Source organism: Singulisphaera rosea (genome assembly GCF_054877945.1).
Genome location: NZ_JBTYIP020000010.1, coordinates 203,428 through 228,044, shown reverse-complemented (window position 1 = coordinate 228,044; position 24,617 = coordinate 203,428). Strand labels below are relative to the sequence as shown.

Sequence of the window (24,617 nt, the reverse complement as noted above, 5' to 3'; positions counted from 1 at the left end):
CGGTCGCGCCAGGTCGGGGAGAGGTTCTTCCATCGGGAGGCCCGGGGTACAAAGCCCCCGTCGCATCACCCAAGGGTCGAGCCTGGATTGTAGTGATCTGCATTGCGGGACGGCGAAAACGGTGTCCCATACCAAACGCTCGCCAGCCAGTTAGCCGAGCAAGGCTTACCGATGGCGAAAGGTTGTCAGCCCTTGATGTCGATCCCCATGCTCCGGGCCGTGCCCGCGATAATGCGGCAGGCGTGCTCGATGTCGCGGGCGTTGAGGTCGGCGAACTTCGTCTCGGCGATCTTCTTTACCTGGTCGGGGGTGACGCTGCCGACCTTCGTCTTGTGCGGTTCGGGGGAACCCGAGGCGACGCCGGCCGTCTGCTTGAGGAGGATGGCGGCGGGCGGGCTCTTCGTGATGAACTCGAACGAGCGATCGGAGTAGATCGTGATTTCGATGGGGATGATGGTCCCCTTCATCTCCTTGGTCCGTTCGTTGAATTGCATCACGAACTGACCGATATTCACTCCGTGCTGGCCGAGGGCCGGGCCGACGGGGGGGGCGGGAGTCGCCTGACCTCCGGGGCACTGGAGCTTCACCTTCGCCGTCATCACCTTGGCCATCGCCTACTCTCCAGCGCGGGTGCGGATCCGCTTCTCGATTGATTTCCGGGAACGTCGCTCTCGACCGGGGTTCGCTCGGAGGAACCACGTCGGCCTCGACGAGCGGATTGGTCTCAACGGCCCCCGAAACTCCGACAGGGAGTTGGGGGCCTTTCGTCGGGGGCCTGTCGATCCGGTTAGAGCCGTTCGACCTGCCAGTATTCGAGGTCAACCGGCGTCGGCCGGTTGAAGATAATCAGCATGACTTTGACGAGGCCTCGGGCCTCGATGACTTCCTCGACGCTCCCCTCGAAGTTTTCGAAGGGGCCGTCCTTGATCTTGACACGATCCCCCCGCTCGACGTCGATCCGGACCTTGTTCGGTGGGGCGGTCTCCTCGCCGGTGCCGAGCATCTGCTCGACTTCCGTCGCGGTCATCTTGGTCGGAGTCCCGTGGGCTCCGACGAAGTCGCCGACCCCGGGGGTCTCGCGCACCGTGAACCAGGTTTTCTCGTTGAGCTCCATCTCGACCATGATGTAGCCGGGGTAGGTCTTCCGCTTGACCGTCTTCCGCTTGTTGTTGCGGATCTCGGTGAAGTTCTCGGTCGGGACCACGATCCGACCGAAGTAGGATTGCAGACCTTGGATCTTCACCCGCCGCTCGAGGGCGTCGCGGATCGTATCCTCGCGTGAGCTCTGCACCTTCAGGACGTACCAGACCAGCTCGGGGGCCGGCTCGTCGTCATCCGAAGGGGGAGGCGAGGCCGGGGTCGGAGGGGGCGTTGGTACCGTCGGGGCCGCGGCGACGGGCGCATGCGGCGCCGGCTCGTCGAGCCGGCCGCCGTCGGGCGTCTGTTCCTCGACTTCGAAATCCGGAACCTCGCCCATCGATGCGTCGTCAGACGCGGACGGATCGACCGGACTCTCGTCCTCGAGGCTGGAAGGGAGGGCCGGGTCGGGGATCTCGTTGCTCGGATGACTCATGCGACGCCACGCGGTGGAAGGAGATCAGCCCAAAAGGGAGGACAACGACTGAGGACGGGGTTGGCGAGCATCGCCCTTTGCGACTCGAAGGATCCGACCCACTCCGTGATCGGATCCCGCATTGAATTCGCAGGGGCGCAGGAAGGTCGAACGCGGAGCCGACTCAGCCCGCATTCGAACCGAAGGCGCCACCTCCGCCGAATTTCAAAACGCCGAGCAACTGGAGGAGGTTTGAGCAGAGCCAGTCGACGCCAAACAGGTAGACCGACATGAGGACGACGGTCACGAGCACCACCGAGGTCGCGCGATAAAGATCTTCGCGGCTCGTCCACGAAACCTTGTTCATCTCGGCTTCGGTGGCAATCAGGAATTCGACGAAGGGCGGGTACTGGACCAGCCGGAAGATCAACCAGCCGAAGACAAGGCCGAGGGCGGTCGGGATGCCGAACCGGGTCATCGGCGTGTTGGACATCAGGATTTCGTAGAGCCGCCAGAGGCCGAGGGCGACAACGATCCCAAGTCCGGCCGCCGTGTAGATCCGGGCGTACCGCCCTTGCATCGGCTTGTACAGACTTGCGCGGAACAGATTCGCCAGGAAGAGGGCAAAATCCTTTTGGCGCTTGGAACCCCCGACCGATCCCCCCTTCGAGGGCTTTGGCGCCTTTGACGCCGGCACTCCGTCTTTGACTTTGCCCATGGCCTCATCTCTCGCAGTGCAAAGGATACGGAATACGTCACGCGTCGTCGATCGACTGCGCCTGGCGAGCCAGCCCGAAGGAGACCGAGACGTAGAGGTCGGACTTGCCGAACGATTCGGGAGGGGCCGTCGAGGAGGAAATCCGGAGGAAGGATCGAATCAACTCGGGCAGCGAAGGAGCACGAGCGGAGGGAATCGAACCCCCAACCGCCGGTTTTGGAGACCGGTGCTCTACCAATTGAGCTACGCTCGTAGCGAACGTGCCCCCGGGTTGACTCGAACCTCCCGCGGATGACTTCGGTCGGTCGACCGCGACACCAATCAAAGGGACGGCCCGGCGGGGCAAACTCGCCGCCAACCGGGTCCGGTCGTCACTACACGCCGAATTCCGTCACTTCTTCCGCGATTCCTTGTGCGCCGTGTGTTTCCGCTCACGCCGGCAATACTTCTTCAGCTCGAGGCGGTCGGCCCCCCGCGTTTCCTTCTGGGTCCGGTAATTCCGATCCCCGCACGAGGTGCATTCCAGCCACACATATTCACGCATCAGACCGCTCCCGCACCGGGATCATACACGCACGGCGAGGCCCCATCAACGTCCCGAGGCGCGGCCTTTCCGCCTCGATGCGAGGGGGAAGGGCCGCACCCAATTCGGACGACGCGGCGATGGGGGCCGGGCCGGGGCGACCGGCGGCGCCCCGTTTGATCAAGTCAGATTACAGGAGAATCTTGGTCACGACGCCGGCACCGACGGTCTTGCCACCTTCGCGGATGGCGAACCGGAGGTTCTCTTCCATGGCGATCGGCGTGTGCAGCTCGACGGTCATCTTGATGTTGTCGCCGGGCATGCACATTTCGGCTTCGCTGTTGTCTTCCGACAGCAGGTTCAGCACCGAGCCGGTCACGTCGGTCGTCCGGAAGTAGAACTGCGGACGATACCCCTTGAAGAACGGGGTATGGCGGCCACCTTCGTCTTTCGAGAGGACGTAGACCTCGGCCTCGAACTTCGTGTGCGGGGTGATCGAGCCCGGCTTGCAGATGACCTGGCCACGCTCGAGGTCGGTCTTTTCCACGCCGCGGAGGAGCACACCGACGTTGTCGCCGGCCTGGCCCTGGTCGAGCGTCTTCTGGAACATCTCGACGCCGGTGATGGTCGTCATCTTGTTCGAGTTGAAGCCGACGATCTCGACCTGGTCACCGACCTTGACGATACCGCGCTCGATCTTGCCGGTACCGACCGTTCCGCGACCCTTGATCGAGAACACGTCTTCGATCGGCATCAGGAACGGCTTATCGATCGCCCGAACCGGGTCCGGGATGTAGTCGTCCATCGCCTTGACGAGGTCGAGGATCGGCTTGGCCGACGCCGGGTCGGTCGGGTTCTCGTAGGCGGGGCGGCTGCAGCCGCGGACGATCGGGATCTCGTCGCCGGGGAACTTGTAGTGGGTGAGCAGCTCGCGGAGCTCGAGCTCGACCAACTCCAGCAGCTCTTCGTCGTCGACGAGGTCGATCTTGTTGAGGAAGACGACCAGGGCGGGGACGCCGACCTGACGGGCGAGGAGGATGTGCTCTCGGGTCTGCGGCATCGGGCCGTCGGCGGCCGAGACGACGAGGATCGCCCCGTCCATCTGGGCGGCACCCGTGATCATGTTCTTGATGTAGTCCGCGTGGCCCGGGCAGTCGATGTGGGCGTAGTGGCGCTTGTCGCTCTCGTACTCGACGTGCGAGACGGCGATGGTCACCGTCTTGTTGGCATCGCGGACGGTCCCGCCCTTGGCGATGTCGGCGTAATCTTTCTTCTTCGCATGGCCATTGGCGGCCAAGACCGACAGGAGGGCGGCCGTCAGCGTCGTCTTGCCGTGGTCGATGTGCCCAATCGTGCCCACGTTGACGTGTGGTTTAGTCCTGGTGAACGTTTCCTTAGCCATTGCTCAACGCCTTACGGCATCCCTGGGTTCGATTGGCGGGGACCCGCCCGAGCCGCCCCACACGCCACGTCAACTGGGTCGAATCCGGGCGGGGATCCCAACGGCCTGGGGCTGACCCCTGGGTCCAACACACCACCCGAACTTGGGCCGCGCCCAAAAGCTACCGCTGGGACTTGAACCCAGGACCTCGTCCTTACCAAGGACGCGCTCTACCAACTGAGCTACGGCAGCAACTGCTTCGTCTGGCGAGATCGACGGGTCTTCGAGCGTGTCGACTTCCCTGAGTCGGCGATTCTCGTTCAAGGCCATCGGATGACCCCTCTCCCCGCGATTCTCCCCTTTATGTTTCGTGCTCCTGGCCTTTTCTCGAAGCCGGTCTCCTAAGTCGTCACTTTCGCGTGTCGTCTCCGTTACCGAGCGCCAGGTCCGAGAGCGGGTGATGGGAATCGAACCCACGTAGCCTGCTTGGAAGGCAGGTACTCTACCATTGAGTTACACCCGCGAGGGTCCGACCCTGGCCGCACCTGGGTGTTCGGCCCTGGCCGGGCGGATCGTCGGAGACTCGTCCCGCGACCCGATCAACTCTCCTGACCTCGCGTTCAGCTTTCGAGGCCGATGCTCTCCTCGGCGATCATGGATCTTCCTGCGACGGACGGTTTGAGGAGTGGGTGGAGCAGGATTCGAACCTGCGAAGGCATAGCCACCAGATTTACAGTCTGGCCCCTTTAGCCACTTGGGTATCCACCCGTGACTGGTTCGGAAAGCGTCCACCGGACCCGCGAAGTGCCGCATATGCATGCGAAGGCTTCAAGCAGGGTCCGTAGCTCCACTCCCGAAGCCGACAGAACAGAGCTGGCGGTGAGAGTCGAACTCACAACCGTCGGTTTACAAAACCGGTGCTCTGCCGGTTGAGCTACGCCAGCGTTCACGAGGCCGTGAAATTCCCAACTATAGCGGCGGAAGTTTTTCGTGCAAGGGATCTTTCCGCCTTCCGGTGGAATTTCCCGACGTCCGCAGTTCGTTGGAGTAGACACGGCGCGTTACCAGCCGGTTCGTCGCAATCCCAAGGTTCGCCAGCGAAGATGACCGCGTTCGGCCGGGGTACCCGATGTGGGAAACCACCGGTGGGACGCGGTCAAAGCAAGGCGGCTGCCCTTGGGGAGCGCCACGTGGATTATCCTAACCTTTCGCGGTCGGGTTCGGCAAGAGGATCGTGGCGAAAATAGCGGCGGAACTCTCCGAGTGGGAGCGAGGGTCCCGTTTCAGAGCATCGGGAGGTCGAGCTTCTCCTCGATGGCGATTTTGCGGAGCTTCTCCTGGGCCCGAGATTCGATCTGCCGGACGCGTTCCTTGGTGATCCCGAGCTCTCGGCCGAGTTGTTCGAGGGTCTGCTCCCCTGCCCCGTTGATGCCGTAGCGGCTGATGATGATCCGACGCTCGCGCTCGTCGAGGCGGCCGAGCATCCCTTTTACGGCTTCCTGGTTCCGCTTCTGGGCGGACTCGTATTCGTGCTCGTCGATCCGGGTGTCGGCGGCGGCCTCGAACATCTCTTCGTGGCCGGTGACGAATCGGTCGCGGCGGTAGTTCTCCTCGGGGATGGTGCGGGCGAAGTTCTTCATGATCGCCCAGCTCGCGTACGTGCTGAATTTGTTGCCGCGGGCGTAGTCGAACTTCTCGACCGCGCGAATCAGCGACATATTTCCATCACTGACGAGCTCGAAGAAGTTGTTTGATGGGCCGACGTGCCGCTTGGCAATCGAGACGACCAGCCGGAGGTTGGCTCGGATGATCTGGTTCTTGACGGCGAGGGCATCTTCCTGGAGCCGCTCGATCTCGTCGAGGTCGGTGGTCTTGGCACGGGCCGGGTCGATCTGCTCGCGGAGCTGGTTCGCGAGGAATTTGAGAAAGTTCATCTTCCGGAAGAGGTGGGCTTCCTGTTCGCGGCCCAGGAGTGGGACCTCGTAAAGGCTGGAGAGATAAGGGGGCAGGCCCTTCGGGGCCTTGGTCTTGCGCGGGGCCTTGCCGTCGGCGGGCTCGGGCATCGGCCCGAGGATCGTCGGCCGGGCGGCGGGGTCGTCGAAGGTCGCGTGCGCCATGTACTCGAGCTTCACGCTCAGGATTCGGAGCGCCCGCATCTCGTTGATGACCCGGTAGACGCTCGACCGTGTGCGGCCGAACTGGCCGGAGAGGACCTCGGCGGAGACCCCTCGGCGGTGGAGCCGGTAGATCTGGCCTTTCGCTTCGTCGTCGAGCGGGCCCGCCGTCGGGGGGAAGATGGCGCGGTCGGGATGCTCGCGGTCGTAGGCCTTGAGCGTGTAGCGGATGGCTTCCGTGGAGCGTTCCATTTTCCGAGCGATCCTCCGGGAGATCTCGACGAGCCCCCCTTGGCTGGCTTGTGCCATGCGGCGGGCGCGACGGACGATCTCGTCTCGCTCCGCGTCGGTCAGTTGTCGGAAACGAGTCCCGCGGTCGACTTGCTCGCGGTGTGCGTTGACGAAACGCGCGACGCTCGATTCGAGGAACCCGACCTTGGTCCGCCCGTCGATCACGAACCGGCGGGCGACGAGCCCTTGTCGTCGCCAGCGGGTGACCGTCCGCGTCGAGACGTTGAAGCGCTGGCTGACGGCGTCGACGGTCAGGACCGGCTCGGTGGCCTGCTCGGCGGTCTGGCCGACCGTCCCCGAGAGGTCTTCGATGAACAGGCGGAGGTCGTGGCGGATCCCGTTGCCGTCGAGCAACAGTTCCGGGGACGTCTCCGGTCGGTATCCCTTGATCCGATACCAGAGATACTCATAGGGATAGTGGCCGTCGGGGCGGATCTCGCCGAGCAGCGTCTCCGCCCGCTCGATCTGTTGAAGGCGTTCTTCCCTCGGCGCGAACCGAGCTTGTTGTTCCTTCAACTGCTTCAACGCGGGATGGCAATAGTTGCTTCCCATCCTCGACACTCTCCTCGCGATCGAGCCACCACGTTTCGACGTCGAGACCACCCTATTCCGGAATCGGAAATTCTCCGTTCCGCACGACGTAAAGACCCGTTTATCCACCCCTTGCAACGCCGGTAAGGATCCTACGAATCAACTAGGCCCGGTGGGACAGGTCTTGTTCGTCGAATTTACGCAATCTTCCTAGCCATTAGACGTCCGAGGTGTTGACAAGGTTCATTCCCACTCCTAGGAGCAAACTCGATGCCCGAGATGACGCGTCTTTGGAATCGCCTCGATTGCCCGTCGATTTTCGCAACGAGGCGAGGCTTGGCCGCGGTCCTGGGCCGTCTTTTTCGGCAGGGACTGCCCGGGAGTCGAGAATCGAGGCGAACGAGGCCTGCGGGATCGGGTCGAGTGCTCGGGTTGAGTGGGCCGTCTCACTTTTGAGACGTCGCTCCCTGCCTCGAAATCGCGCGAGCCCGAGCCTGAGGATGTGGGGGGGCGCGATTCGGGGCCGTTGGGCTTTCCCCGGATGTCGACGAACGGGAGAGGAGTGTCGGAGCGAGAGTTGGACGAGGCCTCGCTCCTCGACGAGCGGGGGCCTTCGAGATCGATCGGTCTGCTTCGTGAATTTTTTTGTCGACGGGGGGGGAATGCGATATAGTGAGTTTATCGCCAGATCGGGCCCGCGTTGCTCGATGTCGGTGAAGCGCCGCGTGATTTAGGACCTTGCCGCACAACGGCGGCTGCGACCCGACCTCTTGTTGCTTCTCTCGGAGACGCGACCGGAGAACGATTGGACGGTCGTCAGTCCGGTTGTTACGCATCCGAGCCCGACCCTCCTGAGCCCTATCCCGGGGTGGAGGAGGGTCGGGTTGGCTTTTGCTGGGACGCACGACCTGTTGTCTTTCCAACCTCGACACGAGGGCGAGCCTGACCTGGCGCGGTCCTGCTGTTGGGGGGTCGTCGTCTCGCTGGTCGCCTTGATGCCCGCCTTGACGGCGATCTGGTGGGTCCCCTGGTTCATCACCCAGGACGGCCCTGCCCACCTGTACAACTCGCACATCATCGAACGCTCGTTCGACCCCAATTCGCCCTTCCGCGACTATTACCGGGTGCGCTGGGATCCCCTCCCCAACTGGACGGGTCACCTGGCGATGGTGGGGTTGCTCAAGGCTTTGCACGAGCCGAGGCTGGCCGATCGCGTCATGACATCGGCGACCCTCGTCGGCTTCGCCGCGTCGATCCTCTGGCTCCGCTGGCGTGTCGCGGGCTGGCGAGGGATGCCGGCGGCCGGGCTCCTGGCGGCCATTCTCTCGTTGAATGTGACCTGGCTCCTGGGGTTCACGAGCTTCTTGCTCGGCGCCTGCCTCTTCCCCATCACGCTCGGCGTCTGGTGGTCGTTCCGCGACCGTTTCGGGCCGAAGCGGATCGCCATACTCTGGTTCCTCGTCATCCTCGGGTATTTCTCCCACCTGGTGAGCCTGGGGCTGACCGTCGCCGGCCTGATGATCCTGGCGCTTGGCTCGCCCCGAGAGGCGCGATGGGCCCGGGTCAAGGGGACTGCGCTCGGCCTCATCCCGCTGATCCCGCTCGGCATGATGTATGTCGTGCTCTCCCGACAAGGGGGGCGGATGCAGCCGCAGTGGCAGTTCTTGACCCCGCCGCTGGTGGCCCGGGCCTGGTTCAAGCAACTGGGCTGGGTCGACCCGATCTCGCTAGCGAGCAAGGTCATCCTGCCGTTCCTGGACTCCCCGAGCCTCTGGTGGGCGTGCTTGACCCCCGTTCTCTGGCTCGGGATCGCGCTCGTGCTGGCGTCGGCCTCGACGCGTTGGAATCTGCGATCCGACGACCGGCGGGGGTGGGCGATCCTGGCGGCCTTGCTGATGCTGGGCGGTCTGCTTGGCCCCGACACCTTGGGGGCCAGCCATGGCCACTACCTGCCGCAGCGGATCGTCCTGTTCGGCCTGGTGGCGCTCGTCCCGTTCCTCAACCTCGAGCTGAAGGGCTGGACGTCGATCGGGTGCGTGGTCGCGTTGATCTTGGCCGTGACGGTGCAGTCGGGCTTCGTCTGGGAGTACGCCGTCGCTTCGAACAACGTGGCGAGCGACGTCATGGCGGCCAAAGGCGCGGTGGGCAAGGGGCAGCGGATCGCGACGCTCCTGACCCTGACCCGGGGGCGTTTCCGCGCCAATCCCGTGCTGCACGCCGACAACCTGCTCGGCATCGGCACCGGGAACATCGTCTGGTCCAACTACGAGACGAGGTACTACTACTTCCCCGTCCAGTTCCTCAAGGACGAAGGGAAGCGGCCGGGGGCCGCCGACCTGGAGTGGATCGCGCTCCACGACATGCCCATGGATGCGGAGGAGCGGGTTTCGCGCTGGGCCTCGTTGATCGGGACCCACCTCGACGAGATCGACATGGTCGTGGCCTGGGGAGATGACACCGAATTCGTCCGGGTCAATCGGCGTTGGTTCGAAGACCCCGTGGTTTGGGGACAGATCCGGATCCTCCGGAAACGGGACGAGCCCGCCGGGGGATTGCGGCGAGGCTCGACCACGGGCACTATGGAGCCCCCCGACGTCAAGCTGGAGTGATCACCACGGAGGACTGCGTCGATGCGCGGAGCGAAGGGGCCAATCCTCGGATGGGCGGTTGCGTGCGCCGTCCTTCTGGCATCCACACCGGCCTGGGCCTCGGAGCCGAAGCCCGAGGACAGCCGGACCTTCCGGCCGACCGTCCTGATTCGCAAGGGGCGAGCCCAGGGTAGTGGCACCATCGTCTCCTCGGCCGCGAATGAGACGCTCGTCCTGACGGCCGCGCACGTGGTGGTCGAGCCCGGGCCGCTGTCAGTGGAGCTCCATCGCTACAATCTCGGCGTCGAGCGTTCCCGGAGGCCCGAGACCTGGCCTCGCTCGGTCCCGGCCGAGGTCGAGGCCTCGGACCGCGCCTCCGACCTCGCGGTCGTGCGGATCCGGGGGATGATCGCCCTGCCCTACGTCGCGCGGATCACCCCGGCCACGGACGCCCCGGCGCAGGGGACCGCCGTCACGTCGGTCGGGATCGACCTCGGGACCCACCTGAGCTCCTGGACGACCGAGATCCGCAACGTCGAGCGGTTCGCGATGGAGGGGGGCGGCGCCGAGCGTCAGTTCCTGGTGACGGCCAGGGCCCCGGAACACGGGCGTTCCGGAGGGGGCCTCTTCCTCGGCAACGGCGAGTTGATCGGCGTCTGCATCGGCCGCGCCGAGATCGTCAAAGGGCGGCAGTCGGGCATCTTCGCGTCGACCGCCAGCATCCGCCGCCTGCTCCACGAGAGCGACCTCGAAGCCGTGGTCGCCAATCCCAAGGGGCCCGTCCGGCGCACCCCGATCACCGCCACGCGGTCCCGCCCCTCTCGATGACGAGCCGCCTTCGGGGCCGAACCGACGCCTCGGATCGCTCGTATCAAAATCAAGTGGGGCTGTGATCGCCCTCGGGCCTTCGCCGGGCGTGCTTGTCAAAACCCGGCGATTGCTTCACAATATCAGCGAGTGACGGCGGAGGAATTCGCCCCTTCGGCCCGGCGCTCGACGCTTCGTGCGACGAGCGAGCAGACTCGCGAGGCGACGCAGCTCCGTTCTTGGGAGGAAGACCCTTGGCCAGCAGCAATCCCGCGTTCTCGAACGCGACGTTCGGCAATTTCGAGCGCGTATACGGCGGCACCCGGAGCACGGTCATGACCGTCCAGGGGACGGTCGGCAAGACCTTCGCACTCCTGGGCATCCTCTCGGCGACCGCGATCTGGTCGTGGAACGCCACATCGCAAGGCGAGCTCCAGCAGGCCGTCTTCCCCGGCGCCATGATCGGCGGGTTCATCCTCGCCATGATCACGATGTTCAAGCCCAGTTGGGCCCCCTGGACCGCGCCCGTGTACGCGGCCTTCGAGGGCGTCTTCCTGGGCATGCTCTCCTACATCATCGAGCACAAGCTCGGCAAGGCCTACCCGGGCATCGCCATCCAGGCGGTCTCGATGACCTGCGGCACGCTCTTCTGCATGCTCTTCGCGTATGGCTCGGGCCTGATCCGAGTGACCGAGAAGTTGAAGGCGGGCATCATCGCCGCGACCGGCGCGCTCTGCCTCGTCTACTTCATCTCGTTCCTCGTCGGCATGTTCGGCTACAACGTGCCGTTCATCCGAGGCGCCAACCCGATCAGCATCGGCTTCAGCGTCCTCGTCGTCGGCCTGGCCGCCTTCAACCTGCTGCTCGACTTCGACTTCATCGAGCATGGTGCCGAAGCGCAGGCGCCCAAGTACATGGAGTGGTACGGGGCCTTCGGCCTGATCGTCACCCTCGTGTGGCTCTACCTGGAAATCCTCCAGTTGCTCCGGAAGCTCCAGGACCGCCGCTGAGCTTCGGGCAAAGCACCGCAACCCGTTTAGACGAGCCACCGGCCCCACGCGGGCCGGTGGCTCGTTTCGTTGGAGCGGAGTAATTACGATTTCGTGATGCCATTTAATAAATGGATTGAAATGGTTTTATGATTTTCCGAAAGGCCGGGGTGTCGCAGGGAGCAGGCCGTCGTCCCCGGAGTAGGCGGAACCTCCTGTCTCACGTCCGGGGTGACCGTGATCCGTTCTCCGATATTTGTGTAAGAGTCATATCGAAGACATTGGCCCGTTGAAGGGTCGCCAGGAGCGCGTTACCCTAGTTGCTCGGGCGCGGGCCGGACCGCGGTCCGCCCGGGGCGGCGGTCGTCGACGCCCCCGGCGAACTCTGCTCGCCGGCCTCGGCCGCCGACTACTCAGGGCCCCTCGCCCGGCGCTGCGATCGACCTCTGTCCGGGACCAAGACGCCCCAAGGTCTAAACGCCGATGAAGAGATCCGCACCCCTGATTTTGGCCCCACTTGCCCTGGCGGGCGCCCTCTCCTGGGCGGACGGCTCGGCCGGTCCCGGCCAGGCCCTCGCCCAGTCCAGCCCCCGCCCGACATCCGCGGCAACCCGGGACGACGCCCGGGCGGCGGACCGGGCTGCGATTCGTGACTCCCTGCGTGCGTTCGCCAAGGCGTACGACGCCGGGGACGTCAAGGCCCTCGCCGCCCTGTTTACCGACGACGCTGAGAGTGTTGACAAGGACGGGGGCGTGGTCGAGGGACGCGCGGCGATCACTTCGCAGTTCGCCCAGATCTTCGCCTCCGACCCGGGGGGCAAGATCGCCCTCGACGTCGACTCGCTCCGGTTCCTCGGCGCCGACGTCGCCAAGGAGGAAGGCCGCTGTACCATCACGCCCGGCAGCGGCGGGGGCCGGCCTGAGACCGATCGTTATACCGTGCTATACGTCCGACAGGGCGGCCGGTGGCTCCAGTCCTACGTCCGGGAGTATGCCGGCCACGAGCCAAGCCCCCACGAGCGGTTGAAGGACCTCGAGTGGCTCGTAGGCGAGTGGGTCGACGAGAACCCCGACGCGGTCATGGCCACGGCCTGCCGGTGGTCGGACGACGGCAACTTCCTGCTGCGGACCTACCAGATCAAGGTGGCCGGCCATCTCGCCCTGTCGGGCGTGCAGCGGGTCGGCTGGGACCCGGCCAGCGGCCAGCTCAAGTCGTGGGTTTTCGACTCGCAGGGGGGGACGAGCGAGGGACTCTGGTCCCGCGACGGAGACAACTGGGTTGTCAAACTCTCGGGGCCGCTGCAGGGCGGCAAGACGTTCTCCGAGACGAACGTCTTCACCCGGGTCAACAAGGACCTGATCCGGTGGAAGTCGACCGACCGCACGGTCGCCGGCCACGTCGCCCCCGATCTCGGGGTGTTCGTCATCGCCCGCAAGCCCCCCGCGCCGCAGTCCGGGTCACACAACCAGCCGGTCACCCCAACACCTACCCCGAGGCCGCAATGAACTCTTCCAACCTGAGGCTGGCGTTCGTGGCGATCCTGACCGTGGGCTGGACCGCCCCCGCGGCGCTGGCCGGCCGCGGCGGGTTCCACGGCGGCATGAACGGCATGCCCCCCGGCATGAGCAGTCGAGGGGGGGGGATGAGTCCCGGCATGGGGGCGTCCGGCATGAATGGCATGCCTCCCGGCATGAGCAGCCGAGGGGGGATGAGCCCCGGCATGAGGTCGTCCGGCATGAACGGGATGCCCCCGGGCATGGGCAGCCGCGGCTACAATCCCGGTGCGGGACGCTCCGGCATGAATGGGATGCCGCCCGGGTCTTCCAGCCGCGGGGGGCAGGGCGCCAACGAGTATAAGGGCCCGGCCGGTGGCACCACCTACCGCGGCCCCGACGGAGGCGCCGCCTACCAAGGCCCCGGCGGCAACACCGCCTACCGAGGGCCGAACGGCGGGACGGGCGTCGACAACCGCAACGGCTACGGCGGTTACGGTTACGGCTGGGGCGGTCACGGCTGGGCGAACCCGTACAACTCGGGCTGGTACCACGGCGGCTGGAACACCAACTACGGCGGATACGGATACGGCACCGGCTACCCGATGGCCGGCTACGGCATGGGCGGCTGGGGCTACAGCCCGATGATGGGCGGCATGGGCGGCGCGGGCTACTCCAACCCGTACTACGCGGCGGCCGGGGGAGGGCAAGGCCAGGGCGCGGATCAGGCCCAAGCCCAGGGCTCGCCCGACTACTCGCAGCCGATCGACACCTCGACCCCGCCCCCTCAGAACTCGGCCACCGATCTCGCGGTGACGACGTTCGACCAGTCCCGGGCTGCGTTCAAGGCGGGAGACTCCAGCCAGGCGCTGTCGCTTTGCGACAAGGCGCTGGGCATGCTGCCGAACGACCCGACGATGCACGAGTTCCGGTCCCTGGTCCTGTTCGCGCTGGGCCGCTACGACGAGTCGGCCGGGACGATCTACGCGGTGCTCTCGGCGGGACCCGGATGGGACTGGACGACGATGGTGGGCCTTTATCCTGACGTCGACACCTACACTCAGCAGCTCCGCGCCCTGGAGGCGCACAGCCGCCAGAACGTGAACGCGGCGTCGGACCACCTCCTGCTGGGGTATCACTACCAGGTCCAGGGGTTCAACGCCCCCGCGGCCGAGCAGTTCCGGCTGGCGTCGAAGCTCCAGCCGGCGGACACGCTCGCGGCCGGGCTCGCCGCGTCCCTTTCGAAGGACAAAGCGGCCGCCCCGGCGGCCGACCCCGCCGCGGCCCCGGCCCCCGATTACAAGCTCGCGGGCACGTGGTCCGCGACCCCGGCCCAGGGTGCCTCCGTCGCCTTTAGCGTCCAGGACGACGGGCAGTTCACCTGGAAGGTCACCGTGAACGGGAAGTCGCACGAACTGACGGGCACGTCCACCTACACCGACCGCCAGCTCAAGCTGGAGAGCCAGGGCAACCCGCCGCTGGAAGGCCAGGTGACCTGGAAGGACGACGCCCACTTCCTATTCAAGGCGACGGCCGGCGGCCCGCAGGACCCCGGGCTAAGCTTCTCGAAGTAATCAGCCGCGCGGGTCGGCGGTTGGCGCCCCGGCCCGCCTTCCTGATGCCTCGCGTCAAGGCAAGGGGTCCGCGTCCGACAGCCATTCCCGCCGAAGCCCTTTCATAGGGGACGCCCGTGGCGGGTCCAGTCGTCGCCCAGGGCCGCGAGGCGGTGGACCAGCGGGAGGGCGAACGCAGCCGTCTTGCCGATACGGGTCGCTGCATGGCCGATCAGGTCACGCCACTGGGGCCGTGGGACGTCCGCCTCCCAATGGATCGGGGTCGGCACCCGTAGCCTAACTCGGAGGGCGTCCTTTGGAGGCTGTCTGAGTATTAGGCCCTAAAGTCCACAACCCCTTGGCGTTGATGGGCTTGCGGAATTTGAGCTTATTTTGGACAGTTCCTTTGTTGGCAAGGATTTACGTCGATTCGGAAGCGAATACTCGGACAGACTCCTAGCAGACGGGGATCCAGGCCCGGCACCGTAAACGGGCCCCCGGCTCCCGCGAGACTCAGACACGCCATCCCTCCCCCTCCGATCGAGCTCACCCCCGTCGTGACGCGCGATGCCGGGAGGAGGGGCCCAGGCTGAACGAGACTACAAACGGGTTCCGAACCCCGGAGCCGCGCGCCTCCCGGGCCGAGGTCAGGCCCCGGACCGCCGCCGGCACCGACACGAGCTTCTCGCGCGTATTGATCTGCCCGGGGCGAAGATCCCAAGGGCGTTCGGCCCTCGATTCGACCGGCCTTCGGAACGGACCCTATCGCGCATGGTGATATGTATGTAGATATTATAATAATATGATATGTTGTCAATTAAAAATGGTATCATCCAGTACCTGCTCCGGTCGACGATACCGAAGCAAGAACCGGCAGTTGCTGGACCTTGAGGCTGGCTCAGATGGGAGGCGAGTCCCGGCCGCCGCGTAGGACTCCGGATCACGACCTATGCTGGAGTGAAACCAGGCGGTTGATTCCCCTCGCGGTCGAGGCCAGGGACTCCGTCGGTCACCATGGAGTCGAGGCTGATGGCTGAACTTGCCCAGGAGAACGGGTGCTCGGTCGAAGCCGGGCCGGGCCTCTTGCAGGCCGCCTCGGCGGTCCCCGACAAGCCCGAGCCCTACCAGGGGCCGGAGCGACGGAAGAAGTTCCGCCCAGGCCGCCCGGTCGACCTGGCCTCGACCGGGCTCAACTCGGCGAAGCTCGAGGCGCTGATTCTCAAGCTCCTACTGGCCGACGGGCTCGCCACGGGCCGGACCATCTCCGCGCGGCTAGGCCTGCCCTTCGCTTTACTCATCGACGAGCTGCAACGGCTCCAGAAGCAGAAGCTGGTGACCTACACCAACGTCGCCGACATGGGCGATTACGAGTATATCCTGACCGAGGGTGGCCGGGCCCGCGGCCGCGAATATATCCAGGAGTGCGCCTACATCGGCGAGGCCCCTGTCTCCTACGAGGACTACCTGGCGGCCGTCAACGCGCAGACGATCGCGAACGAGCATCCCCAGGAGGCCGACCTCCGCCGGGCCTTCTCCGACCTGCTGATCTCCGACGAGATGCTCCGGATCCTCGGCCCGGCGATCAACTCGGGCCGGGGGATGTTCCTCTACGGGGCGCCCGGTAACGGCAAGACCAGCGTGGCCGAGCGGATCACCCGGTGCTTCGGCGAGTCGATCTGGATCCCACGGGCAATCGACATGTGCGGCCAGCTCGTCAAGCTGTTCGACCCCTCGGTCCACGAGATCGTGGCGAGCCAGGGTGAGGGGCCCTTCCGCCGGAGCGAGGACGACGGCCGGTGGGTTGAGATCCGCCGGCCCACCCTCGTCGTCGGAGGCGAGCTGACCCTGGACCAATTGGAGATCCGCCACGACCCGATCTCTCGGATCAGCGAGGCCTCGCTCCAGATGAAGTCGAACAACGGTACCCTCCTGATCGACGACTTCGGTCGCCAGAGGATGCAGCCGGTCGAGCTACTCAACCGGATGATTATCCCACTGGAAAAGCGGTATGACTTCCAGACGTTGAACAACGGACAGAATATCAAGATCCCCTTCGACCAGCTCACCCTCTTCTCGACCAACCTCGAGCCCAAGCACCTCGTCGACGACGCCTTCCTCCGGCGGATCCCCTACAAGATCCATGTGACCGACCCGGATGAGACGATGTTCAAGAAACTGATAAAGCTGGTCGCGCCCAAGCTCGGGTTCGACTCGCTGTCGGACGACCCGGTCGACTACCTGATCGAGCACCATTACCGGCGGGCCGGCCGCTGCTTCCGGAGCTGCCAGCCTCGGGACCTGCTACTCCAGGCTAGGAACTACTGTCTGTACAACGGCCTGCCGATCCAGCTGAACCGTGATGTCGTCGACTTCTCGGTCGGCTGCTACTTCACCACGATGTAAACTAGATCAGGCCCGGTAACCCGGCCACCTGACAATCCCGCCGGGCAGAGCGCCGGTGCACTTGAGTTCAAGTGGTCGTAGGGACGCGCGATCAAGTTGCTCGGGCTGGAATCATGTCGGACGAGCGTTCAACGGCGGGATTGATCCTGGTGAGTGACTCACGCGTTCTGGAATTGCACGCGTCGGTCCGACAAACCGACGCGGTTTCGGTCTTCTGTCGAGCATCCATTCGTCAGGTGGTCAATTAACTCGTCACGGATAGCCTGGATCTCGTTTGTTTGTTGAGTTGTCCAAATAAAGGTATCGATGGAAAGCCTGTAGTGCGTTGCTTTGGCTACGATTCCGTTGTGACCGCGGTGGATGTTAGCGCGGCGTGAGCTTCGGCCAGTCGATCTCGACTCCTTGGGCGATGAGGAAGGACTGGAACTCCTCGAGCCTCGCCGGGGTGTTGCGGATGGCCCTGGGGGTGAGCTTGCGGTTGAGGGAGAAGGTGGCGAGGAGGCCGGCGGCCTCGCCGATGGCCCATTCGACGGGGTGGAGGCGGTAGCAGCCGTTGGTGACGTGGGTCACGCCGAGGTTCTTGCAGGCGGGCAGGAGGTTTTCGACGCGCCTGGGGATCAAGGACCCGAGCGGGATCTGGAACGGGAGCGAGCTGACGTCGATGTAGTTGTCGCCGCCGGAGCTCGGGTGGAGGTCGATGCGGTAGCTGCCGATGCCGACGGAGTCGGGGAACCGCTCGGCGGTGACGTCTTGTCGGCCGAGGGCCTTGCGGCGGGCCTCGGTGCCGACGTGGCGTTCGAGGACGGTGAACTCGGCGCGGATCCGTCGGGACTCGCGGATATACGGGTGCTTGGCGAGGCCGTCGGCGGTGCCGACGAGGTCGGGACGGAGCCGTAGGCCTTTCCAGCCGGTGCCGCCGTCGGGTCGGGGGAACTCGGTCTGGAGCCAGTAGAGGAGGGAGAGGCTCAACTGCTTGGCTCGGGCGATGTGTCGATCGGCCTCTTCGGGGGTGACGCCGATCAGGTTGCCCAGCCAGTAGTCGTTCTGGGGCCAGTTGACGAGGGTGGTCCCGCCGGAGTAGGTCCCGGGGAGGAAGTTGCGCGGGTCGGCGATGCGGCGGTAGACCCAGAAGCCCTTGCCCGCACCCCTCGGGTCGAACTCGAGCGGCCGGCCTTTGAGCGTCACCGGGTTGGTCGCCTCTGGGCCGAGCAGCTTGCCCGGCCAGGGGGGAGTGAGCTTCGGCACGTACTCGCGCCAGAAGTCGTACTCGGCGGGGCGGTCGATCGTGTGGTCTTCGCCGTCGAGGTAGTCGGCGGCGAAGCAACAGGTGAAGGATTGCTGATTTTCTGGCTGCGCGACCTCGGGTGCCTTCTCGTCGCCCGTCTCGCTCTTGGCCTCGAACCCGGTGACGAACTCGACCCCCGCCAGGGGGAGGAGGTCGCCGAGCTCGGTCGCGTCGAGGATGTACGGGGCGACGAGCACGCGCTCGTCCCGGGTTTTGAGGTCGCGGACGGTGATGCTCCGGACGCGGTCTCCGTCGGCGTCGGCGCGGAGGGGGGCGTGCTCGAGGAGGACGGAGAGCTTGCCGGCGGAGGCGAAGGGGGCGAGGAGCTCGGTCAGGACCGCGAGCGCGACCCTCGGCTCGTGGCAGAGCTTGGAGACGCTGCCGTTCCCGGGGTTGAGGTCGCGACGGGCCAGGGCTTCGGCGGTGAGGGGATAGTGGTGGCGATAGTAGTCGCGGATCCCGCGGCGGAGCTCGAAGTAGGAGACGTTGCCGCCGAACTTCTCGATCCAGGGGTGTTCGTCGGGGGGCACGGCCTGCTGGGTGAGCTGGCCGCCGATCCAGTCGGTCGGCTCGGTGATGACGACCGTTTTTCCACGCCGGAGTGCCGCCAGGGCCGCGGCGCAGCCCCCGAGGCCGCCGCCCGCGATCACCAGGTCGGCCGCGATCTCTTTCGAGGTCGCGGCGAGGGCGACCGGGAGCCCCGCCCTCGCGGCGAGCATGCCGGCCAGGCCCACGCCACAGTTTTCGAGGAATGTTCGCCGACGCATATTAGCAAGCCCCTTCGGCAAGGTGACGCGGGCCTCGAGGGCGGCTGGCCCTCCAGGCGTCCGATTCCGTCCACCTCGTGAGGGTATGTGTCGACTGGGCCCGATGCAAGGACCTTGGCGAGGGCGAACGGCCTCAAGAAGACGACCAACGGCTCAGGGGCGCTTGGGCGAGGGCAAGGAGGAGGCGTTGCGGGCGGAGAGGGTGGTGTCGATCAGGAGTTGGTCGCCGGCGACGTCTTCCCAGGCGAAGAACTTGAAGTTCTGGCGGCCGGGGCTCTGGCCGTCCTGGACGACAAAGAGGCCGCGAGGGAAGAGGGAGGAGGTACGCTCGTTGGTGACGTCGATGCCGTCGGTTTCGGCGACGTCGTCGAAGGGCCCGGCCTTAGGGTCGATGGTGAGGACGTGGGCGTGGGATCCGCCGCGGTCATAGACGTGGAAGGTGTTCGTCCCCTGGCTCGAGGCGATGAGGTAGCCTTTGCCGCCCGGGGCGTAGTAGAGGGCAAGCCCTTCGACGTCATCGGCCAGGCCGTGATCGCCGACCTTGGCGACGAGCGTTCGGGAATCGCCGGAGTCGGGCTCGGCGCCGTATTCCCAGATCCCGACGTTTTCTTCGCCGATGTACAGGCGGCCGAGCTCGCGGTCGGCGACGCATCCCTCGGACTGGGAGCCGACGGCGAAGGCTCGGACCTTCGTGGCCTTGATCGAGCCGTCCGAGCCTTCGAGGCGGTACTGTTCGACCTTGCCGTCGTGGTCGGTGACGATGGCGTACTCGGCGCCATTGCGGGGGCTGCGGTAGGTACAGAGGCCGTAGGCGTCCTCGCCGCCGAAGGTCGCGAAGGTGCGGGCGGGGCCGAGCTCGGCGACATGGCCCGAGGTGGGGTCGATCGTCCAGACCTTGACCCCCGCCCTGCCCTTCCCGGCGCGGGTGCTCGCGACGGCGAGGTCGACGACCTTGTCGCCGAGCCGGAACCCATAGATCAGGTCGACGTTGTTCGGCCGAGAGTCCGTTGAGAGGATCTGTACCTGGCGGCCTTCGAGGGAGTAGACGTGGAGTCCTCCCTTCTTGTTGCTGCCGAGCACGAGGCTCCTGGCCGGGTCGTTGGGGTGGATCCAGATCGCCGGGTCATCGGCGGCGTCGCCGTCGCTGGGGACCGGGTCGGTCTGGGCTTTCGGTGCGGGGGTGGCGGGGGCGACCTCGCCCGACTGCCCTCCGGCCGCAACCGCCTGCCGCCCCGGGGAGAGCGAGGCGAGGACGACGAGGGCGACCGGCAGGATCAGGCGACGAGGGTCGAAGGGCGAGGTCATGGAGGCGATCCTTTGAGGCTCAGAGCCAGTCCCGAATCTCGGTTTTCCGAGGAGTCGGGTTTCCGCGGGAGTCGGCGTCGACGTCTCGCGGGCGAGGGGTCGACAGAGTCGACGGTGTCGGAAACCCGGCCTTGAAGAAAAAGCCGGGTTTCGGGGCAGGCACTCAGTAGGAGTCGGCCGAGATGACTTCGCCGCCGCCGATGGAGCCGAGGGCTCGCCAGGTCAGGCCGTCGACGGTGCTCTTGACGAAGCGGACGCTGCCGTCGCCGAAGAGCGAGTTGACGCCGCCGGGGTGATAGCTCCGGGCGGTGATCGCCGCGTAGGTCGGGCCGCCGTTGTTCTCGTCGATCGAGTCGAGGTCGTAGTCCTGCGCCGGGGTGCCGACGAGGGTGCGGGTGTTGGGCGGGAGGGCGGTCGTGAAGCCGTCGTAGCAGGCCGAGCCGATCGACCATTTGGCGTGGGCGCTGTCGACCTTGCAACCGATCGACACCGACGCGGCGATGATCGCAGCCGACGCGGTGGGGGTCGGGATGTTGTTCGGGTCGTTCAGGCCCGGCAGGGTCCCGCCGCTGCCGTTCGCGAAGCACGACTTGAGGATAGGCTGGTAGGCCTTCACCTCGGCGGCGACCACGGTGTTGCTCAGGCCGTCGGAGAAGGCGGCGTAGGGTCGGCTGATGTTCACGCAGAAGGCGTTGCGATTGGGCATGGCGCCGACGCCGCCGAAGACGTACCAGTCGCCGACGTTCCAGCCGTAGTTCGACACGCCGAACGCCTTGCCGGGCGTCCCGTTGGGGGCGGGGTTGATCTCGCTCGGGCAGATCAGGTACTTGATCGTCGTGTAGCTGACGGTCGTGTTGGTCGCGTCGCTGTACTTCAGGCTGAAGTTCATCGAGTTGTAGAGCGGCCCCAGCTCCATGTATGGGGCCAAGCGGGCGCTGACGCCCCACGAGGTGTACGAGGTCGGCTGCTTGTTGCCCACCTGCTTCATCGTCTGCTGGGGAGGCAGGGCGCCGTTGCCGCTCTCGTAGTTCGCGAGGCCGAGCCCGAGCTGCTTGAGGTTGTTGGTGCACTGGATCCGACGCGCGGCCTCTCGGGCCGACTGGACGGCGGGGAGGAGCAACGCGATCAGGACGGCGATGATCGCGATCACCACGAGGAGCTCGATCAGGGTGAACGCCGGACGTCGGACGGTGGGGGGGGAAAGTCTCATCGGCTGGGGGCCTCGACAGTGGGTTCGGTCGGGAGAGGCCGACCCCTTCGCAAACGTGCGGGAGATCCGGTCGCCCGAAATCGTGAGGCGAGGACGATAACGGAACTCCAACGGTGTCCCGGCAAAGGAATGAAGGGGATTTCATGAAATCGTGGCCACGGTGACGAGAGTTACCCGGGAAGGGGCAGAGATGGGGTGTGTGGCCTCTGGCCAGCGACAGAAGAGGGTCTTCCGCTTGGCGTGTGAAACGCAAACGCGAGGCGCTCGAGGCTGCGGTATTCCGGGAGGGGTCGGCGAAGACAGTGGCAGAAACCCGACTTTGAAGAAAAAGTCGGGTTTCAAAAGACTTCTCGCTTCTACGTATCTGGCGAGCGCCTACAAAACTTCTCCTCAAATGGTCGTCGGTCGGGTAACTTCGATCGGGCCCGCTTTCTAGGAAGTTCGGGCCGGCGTCGGGCGATCGCTCGAAAGACTTTCCAACGTCAAGAGATCCACCCCATGACAAGGTCCTGGATCATCGGCTCCAAGCCCGAGAGCGACCTGGTGGTGAACCAGCCGGCGGTTTCGGGGCAGCATTGTCGACTCACTCAAGACGACGCCGGTTTCGTGCTGGAAGACCTGCAATCGACCAACGGGACCTTCGTCAACGGGAGCCGAATCACAGGGGCGGTGCGGATCTCGAGCGGTGACCGGGTCACGCTCGGGCTATCCGCTCCGATGCCCTGGCCTGAGGACCAGGCGTCGGGCGCCCAGGGAGCTGCCTCGCGGTTCCCGGCCCTGACGTTCCGAGGCGAGCAGATGCTGGTCGGGCGGGTCGAGAGTTGCGACCGGGTGTTCAACTTCCCGATGGTCTCGAGCAAGCACGCGCGGTTTGTGCGTTTTGGGGATCAGATCCTCGTCGAAGATGTCGGCTCCGCGAACGGGACGTTCGTCAACGGCCAGCAGATCGCGAGGCCGACGCCGGTGCGGCCCGGGGACCTGATCAGCCTGGGAAGCTACACCGTCGTCTTTGCCATCGAGCCGTTGCCTGCGGTCCCGGCGGAGAAGCCGGTCGCCGCGACCGCCGTGATCCCCGCGGTCACCCCGTTCGGGAACTCGTCGCCCTTCTCGACGACACTCCCCCGGCCGTCGGAGGTCTCCCACGTTGCACTGCAACCCGAAGTGAGGGCGGGAGGCTTCGTCGGAGAGCTCACCGAGACGTTGCGGGCCCCCGTTCGGCTCGCGGTGCTGCTCGGGCAGGCGCCGTTGATGGCCCTGGTCTTGGTGGCGGTGCTTCGCGTCGATTCCCGAGGGCTGGCGACTCCCGAAGGCTGGGCCTCGGCGTCGGCCTCGGTGGCGGCGATCCTGTTCTGGCTCAGCCTGGCGGCGGTCTGGTTCGGGTTGTCCGACGCGATCCTCGGGACCACGCTCGGCGCTCCGGCGAAGGGCCGGGACGACGTCGGGCCGCGGGGGGCCGGGGTCGCTCGGGTCCTGGCACGATTCGCGGCTTTCGGGGGGCTCTGCGTCGTCCAGTGCCTCCTGGCGTGGGCGATCGTGTCGTTCGGGGCGGGCCTGGAGGGGGCCGGTCTTCCGTCGCTCGTCCTCCTCGTCCTGGCCTCGGTCGTGGGGCTGGCCCTCGGGCTGGTGGTCGTCGAGCTCGCCCCCACCCCGGCGCTCGCCTGGGCGTTCCTGCCGGTCGCCATGTTGCCCCTCTGGCTCCTCGGCGGCCAGGCGAAGGCCCTTCCCGAAATGGCCTCGTGGGCGAGGGTCGTCGCCAATGCCCTCCCCTCACGCTGGGCTTTCGAGGGTTTGCTGCTGCTCGAGTCGGAGCGGCATCGACCGCCCGCATCGGTGGCGACGACGCCATCGGCTCCGATGCCGGAGCAAGACCTCGCCGAGGGCTATTTCCCGGCGGAAGTCGACCGGATGGGGGTGAGGGCGTCGGTCATCGCCCTGGCGGCGATGTTCATCGGGCTGACCGCTTCCGCCGCGTTCATTTCTGAGGAAGCTGCAGGGTCGCGGCGAAGTCCTTGAGCTCGGCCAGGCGCTTTCGCGCCGCGGTGTGGGCCCGGAAATGATTGTCGACCAGGGAAGGGGTCGGTTCGCCGGGGATATCGGCCTTCGGGGGGGAAAGTTGCCGCCCCGAGGCGAAGCCGTTGTCCTGGGCGTATCGCTCGAATTTCCGGAGGAAGGCCAGGGAGTCGTGCCGGCTCCGGTCGAGGTCACGCATCATGTGGCGAAAGACCCAGGCATCGGCCCCGTATTCGAGCTTGTCCGGGTAGCCGAACGAGACGAGGAGATAGAACTGGGGGAGGGTCCCGAGCCCCCGCTTCTTCTCCTCGGCGTTGCTGGTCGCCACGCGCTGGATCGCGTGCCGGAGGTCGACGTGGGCGATCTCGTGGCCGAGGACGAACTCGAGCGCATAGTCCTCGTCTTCGCCGAGCAGGTTGAAGAGCCCTCGGCAGAGGTAGACATAACCGCCCGGGAACGAGAAGGCGTTCACCGCCTCGGAGTCGAGGAGGGTGAAGGAGTAGTCGATCTCGTTTCGTGACCGTTTCTTGAGCAACGGGCGGGCGACGTCCTCAACGCGCTGCTCCATGGCCCCGTTCTCCCATTTCCGGTTGTAGGTCAGGACCATGCGGTGGAGTTCCTGACCGAGCCGGCGTTCCTGCTCGACGCTGAGCTTGGCAAGGTCCAGGGTGTCGGCCCAGACGAATGCGGGGTCGGGCCCTTTGGGGGCGTCGGGCCCGGGGGCGGGTCGAGGGAGGCCTTTGGGGATGGTGTCGGCCGGATTGGCCGCGACCGCGGTTGGTGTCGGCCGGGTCGTCGAGGGTGCCGGGGGAGCGGGCGGCGGAGGCGGAAGGATCGGGACGTCCTTCGTCTTCGCGAGGTCGAGGACGGCGGGTGATTCGGAGGGCCTCGGCATGAGGGCTTGGGCCGGGGGCGTTGGCTCGCGCCCGGCGATCGTCGGCAAGGGCTCGGGGGGGGCGTTGGGAGTGCGGGCCGCGAGCCTTTCGCGGCGGCGGTCGCGACGATAGGCGTCCCCTTCGCTGTGGACGACCCAGGCCGTTGCGGCCACGTAGAGGAGGCCGACCACGGCGGCGATGAAGTATCGGCTCATGTCAGA

The 24,617-nt window shown here is 66.0% G+C and carries 19 protein-coding genes and 5 tRNA genes; 7 read left to right on the top strand and 17 right to left on the bottom strand.

The window, feature by feature from the left end; all coding sequences use genetic code 11:
* Positions 1-185 precede the first annotated feature (185 nt).
* The 12 genes from rplK to ACYOEI_RS18855 all read right to left on the bottom strand — a co-directional run bounded on the left by rplK (position 186) and on the right by ACYOEI_RS18855 (position 7,131).
* Positions 186-611: a 50S ribosomal protein L11 gene (gene rplK, locus ACYOEI_RS18910; protein ID WP_462851102.1), complete on the bottom strand. Its 426-nt coding sequence runs from the start codon at positions 609-611 to the stop codon at positions 186-188.
* A 176-nt stretch (positions 612-787) separates the two neighbouring features.
* The gene (nusG, locus tag ACYOEI_RS18905; RefSeq protein WP_462851101.1) at positions 788-1,573 is read right to left on the bottom strand and encodes a transcription termination/antitermination protein NusG; all 786 of its coding nucleotides are present in this window, start codon (positions 1,571-1,573) and stop codon (positions 788-790) included.
* A gap of 163 nt (positions 1,574-1,736) precedes the next feature.
* Positions 1,737-2,270, bottom strand: coding sequence for a preprotein translocase subunit SecE (gene secE / locus ACYOEI_RS18900; protein ID WP_462851100.1), 534 nt, complete (start codon positions 2,268-2,270; stop codon positions 1,737-1,739).
* Between the two features lie 37 nt (positions 2,271-2,307).
* Positions 2,308-2,433, bottom strand: coding sequence for a hypothetical protein (locus ACYOEI_RS18895; RefSeq protein WP_462851099.1), 126 nt, complete (start codon positions 2,431-2,433; stop codon positions 2,308-2,310).
* Between the two features lie 17 nt (positions 2,434-2,450).
* Positions 2,451-2,523 (bottom strand) — tRNA-Trp (locus tag ACYOEI_RS18890).
* A gap of 138 nt (positions 2,524-2,661) precedes the next feature.
* Entirely contained in the window at positions 2,662-2,814 is a 153-nt protein-coding gene (gene rpmG, locus ACYOEI_RS18885) for a 50S ribosomal protein L33 (protein ID WP_462851098.1), read from the bottom strand.
* 169 nt (positions 2,815-2,983) lie between these two features.
* A complete protein-coding gene (gene tuf / locus ACYOEI_RS18880) occupies positions 2,984-4,195 on the bottom strand; it encodes an elongation factor Tu (RefSeq protein ID WP_462851097.1) in 1,212 nt (403 codons plus the stop codon).
* A gap of 158 nt (positions 4,196-4,353) precedes the next feature.
* Positions 4,354-4,426, bottom strand: a tRNA-Thr gene (locus ACYOEI_RS18875).
* A 200-nt stretch (positions 4,427-4,626) separates the two neighbouring features.
* Positions 4,627-4,697: transfer RNA gene (locus tag ACYOEI_RS18870), tRNA-Gly, on the bottom strand.
* A gap of 163 nt (positions 4,698-4,860) precedes the next feature.
* Positions 4,861-4,942 (bottom strand) — tRNA-Tyr (locus tag ACYOEI_RS18865).
* A gap of 103 nt (positions 4,943-5,045) precedes the next feature.
* Positions 5,046-5,118, bottom strand: a tRNA-Thr gene (locus ACYOEI_RS18860).
* A gap of 339 nt (positions 5,119-5,457) precedes the next feature.
* Entirely contained in the window at positions 5,458-7,131 is a 1,674-nt protein-coding gene (locus ACYOEI_RS18855) for a sigma-70 family RNA polymerase sigma factor (protein WP_462851096.1), read from the bottom strand.
* 863 nt (positions 7,132-7,994) lie between these two features.
* Here ACYOEI_RS18855 and ACYOEI_RS18850 point away from each other — a divergent pair.
* The 5 genes from ACYOEI_RS18850 to ACYOEI_RS18830 all read left to right on the top strand — a co-directional run bounded on the left by ACYOEI_RS18850 (position 7,995) and on the right by ACYOEI_RS18830 (position 14,562).
* Positions 7,995-9,719 (top strand): metal-dependent hydrolase, encoded by a 1,725-nt coding sequence (locus ACYOEI_RS18850; RefSeq protein WP_462851095.1) that lies wholly within the window; start codon positions 7,995-7,997, stop codon positions 9,717-9,719.
* Between the two features lie 21 nt (positions 9,720-9,740).
* Complete coding sequence (locus ACYOEI_RS18845; protein WP_462851094.1) at positions 9,741-10,526, top strand: S1 family peptidase; 786 nt, start codon at positions 9,741-9,743, stop codon at positions 10,524-10,526.
* 233 nt (positions 10,527-10,759) lie between these two features.
* On the top strand, positions 10,760-11,515 hold the full coding sequence (locus ACYOEI_RS18840; protein ID WP_462851093.1) for a Bax inhibitor-1/YccA family protein: 756 nt from the start codon (positions 10,760-10,762) through the stop codon (positions 11,513-11,515).
* Between the two features lie 462 nt (positions 11,516-11,977).
* Entirely contained in the window at positions 11,978-13,000 is a 1,023-nt protein-coding gene (locus tag ACYOEI_RS18835) for a YybH family protein (protein WP_462851092.1), read from the top strand.
* Positions 12,997-14,562, top strand: coding sequence for a tetratricopeptide repeat protein (locus ACYOEI_RS18830; protein WP_462851091.1), 1,566 nt, complete (start codon positions 12,997-12,999; stop codon positions 14,560-14,562). The genes ACYOEI_RS18835 and ACYOEI_RS18830 overlap by 4 nt, the downstream gene beginning before the upstream one ends.
* A gap of 101 nt (positions 14,563-14,663) precedes the next feature.
* On the opposite strand, the gene ACYOEI_RS18825 is transcribed toward ACYOEI_RS18830, so the two are convergent.
* The gene (locus ACYOEI_RS18825; protein WP_462851090.1) at positions 14,664-14,831 is read right to left on the bottom strand and encodes a DEAD/DEAH box helicase family protein; all 168 of its coding nucleotides are present in this window, start codon (positions 14,829-14,831) and stop codon (positions 14,664-14,666) included.
* A 739-nt stretch (positions 14,832-15,570) separates the two neighbouring features.
* Here ACYOEI_RS18825 and ACYOEI_RS18820 point away from each other — a divergent pair.
* Positions 15,571-16,944 carry an AAA family ATPase gene (locus tag ACYOEI_RS18820; protein ID WP_462851089.1) on the top strand — a complete coding sequence of 458 codons (1,374 nt, stop codon included), beginning with the start codon at positions 15,571-15,573 and terminating at the stop codon, positions 16,942-16,944.
* A 363-nt stretch (positions 16,945-17,307) separates the two neighbouring features.
* Here ACYOEI_RS18820 and ACYOEI_RS18815 read toward each other — a convergent pair whose 3' ends face one another.
* From ACYOEI_RS18815 to ACYOEI_RS18805, 3 genes are all read right to left on the bottom strand, one after another.
* Positions 17,308-18,996 carry an FAD-dependent oxidoreductase gene (locus ACYOEI_RS18815; RefSeq protein ID WP_462851088.1) on the bottom strand — a complete coding sequence of 563 codons (1,689 nt, stop codon included), beginning with the start codon at positions 18,994-18,996 and terminating at the stop codon, positions 17,308-17,310.
* A gap of 153 nt (positions 18,997-19,149) precedes the next feature.
* Positions 19,150-20,301, bottom strand: coding sequence for a phytase (locus ACYOEI_RS18810; protein ID WP_462851087.1), 1,152 nt, complete (start codon positions 20,299-20,301; stop codon positions 19,150-19,152).
* Between the two features lie 163 nt (positions 20,302-20,464).
* On the bottom strand, positions 20,465-21,511 hold the full coding sequence (locus tag ACYOEI_RS18805) for a DUF1559 family PulG-like putative transporter (RefSeq protein ID WP_462851086.1): 1,047 nt from the start codon (positions 21,509-21,511) through the stop codon (positions 20,465-20,467).
* A 498-nt stretch (positions 21,512-22,009) separates the two neighbouring features.
* Between ACYOEI_RS18805 and ACYOEI_RS18800 the strand changes: the two genes are divergently transcribed.
* Positions 22,010-23,524, top strand: coding sequence for an FHA domain-containing protein (locus ACYOEI_RS18800; RefSeq protein WP_462851085.1), 1,515 nt, complete (start codon positions 22,010-22,012; stop codon positions 23,522-23,524).
* On the opposite strand, the gene ACYOEI_RS18795 is transcribed toward ACYOEI_RS18800, so the two are convergent.
* Complete coding sequence (locus ACYOEI_RS18795; RefSeq protein ID WP_462851084.1) at positions 23,484-24,611, bottom strand: M48 family metalloprotease; 1,128 nt, start codon at positions 24,609-24,611, stop codon at positions 23,484-23,486. The genes ACYOEI_RS18800 and ACYOEI_RS18795 overlap by 41 nt on opposite strands.
* Between the last annotated feature and the right edge of the window lie 6 nt (positions 24,612-24,617).

Bases quoted from the DNA above. Each gene is read 5' to 3' on its own strand.
- rplK (WP_462851102.1), bottom strand. From the start codon at position 611: ATGGCCAAGGTGATGACGGCGAAGGTGAAGCTCCAGTGCCCCGGAGGT.
- nusG (WP_462851101.1), bottom strand. From the start codon at position 1,573: ATGAGTCATCCGAGCAACGAGATCCCCGACCCGGCCCTCCCTTCCAGC.
- secE (WP_462851100.1), bottom strand. From the start codon at position 2,270: ATGGGCAAAGTCAAAGACGGAGTGCCGGCGTCAAAGGCGCCAAAGCCC.
- rpmG (WP_462851098.1), bottom strand. From the start codon at position 2,814: ATGCGTGAATATGTGTGGCTGGAATGCACCTCGTGCGGGGATCGGAAT.
- tuf (WP_462851097.1), bottom strand. From the start codon at position 4,195: ATGGCTAAGGAAACGTTCACCAGGACTAAACCACACGTCAACGTGGGC.
- ACYOEI_RS18855 (WP_462851096.1), bottom strand. From the start codon at position 7,131: ATGGGAAGCAACTATTGCCATCCCGCGTTGAAGCAGTTGAAGGAACAA.
- ACYOEI_RS18845 (WP_462851094.1), top strand. From the start codon at position 9,741: ATGCGCGGAGCGAAGGGGCCAATCCTCGGATGGGCGGTTGCGTGCGCC.
- ACYOEI_RS18835 (WP_462851092.1), top strand. From the start codon at position 11,978: ATGAAGAGATCCGCACCCCTGATTTTGGCCCCACTTGCCCTGGCGGGC.
- ACYOEI_RS18830 (WP_462851091.1), top strand. From the start codon at position 12,997: ATGAACTCTTCCAACCTGAGGCTGGCGTTCGTGGCGATCCTGACCGTG.
- ACYOEI_RS18820 (WP_462851089.1), top strand. From the start codon at position 15,571: ATGGCTGAACTTGCCCAGGAGAACGGGTGCTCGGTCGAAGCCGGGCCG.
- ACYOEI_RS18815 (WP_462851088.1), bottom strand. From the start codon at position 18,996: ATGCGTCGGCGAACATTCCTCGAAAACTGTGGCGTGGGCCTGGCCGGC.
- ACYOEI_RS18810 (WP_462851087.1), bottom strand. From the start codon at position 20,301: ATGACCTCGCCCTTCGACCCTCGTCGCCTGATCCTGCCGGTCGCCCTC.
- ACYOEI_RS18805 (WP_462851086.1), bottom strand. From the start codon at position 21,511: ATGAGACTTTCCCCCCCCACCGTCCGACGTCCGGCGTTCACCCTGATC.
- ACYOEI_RS18800 (WP_462851085.1), top strand. From the start codon at position 22,010: ATGACAAGGTCCTGGATCATCGGCTCCAAGCCCGAGAGCGACCTGGTG.
- ACYOEI_RS18795 (WP_462851084.1), bottom strand. From the start codon at position 24,611: ATGAGCCGATACTTCATCGCCGCCGTGGTCGGCCTCCTCTACGTGGCC.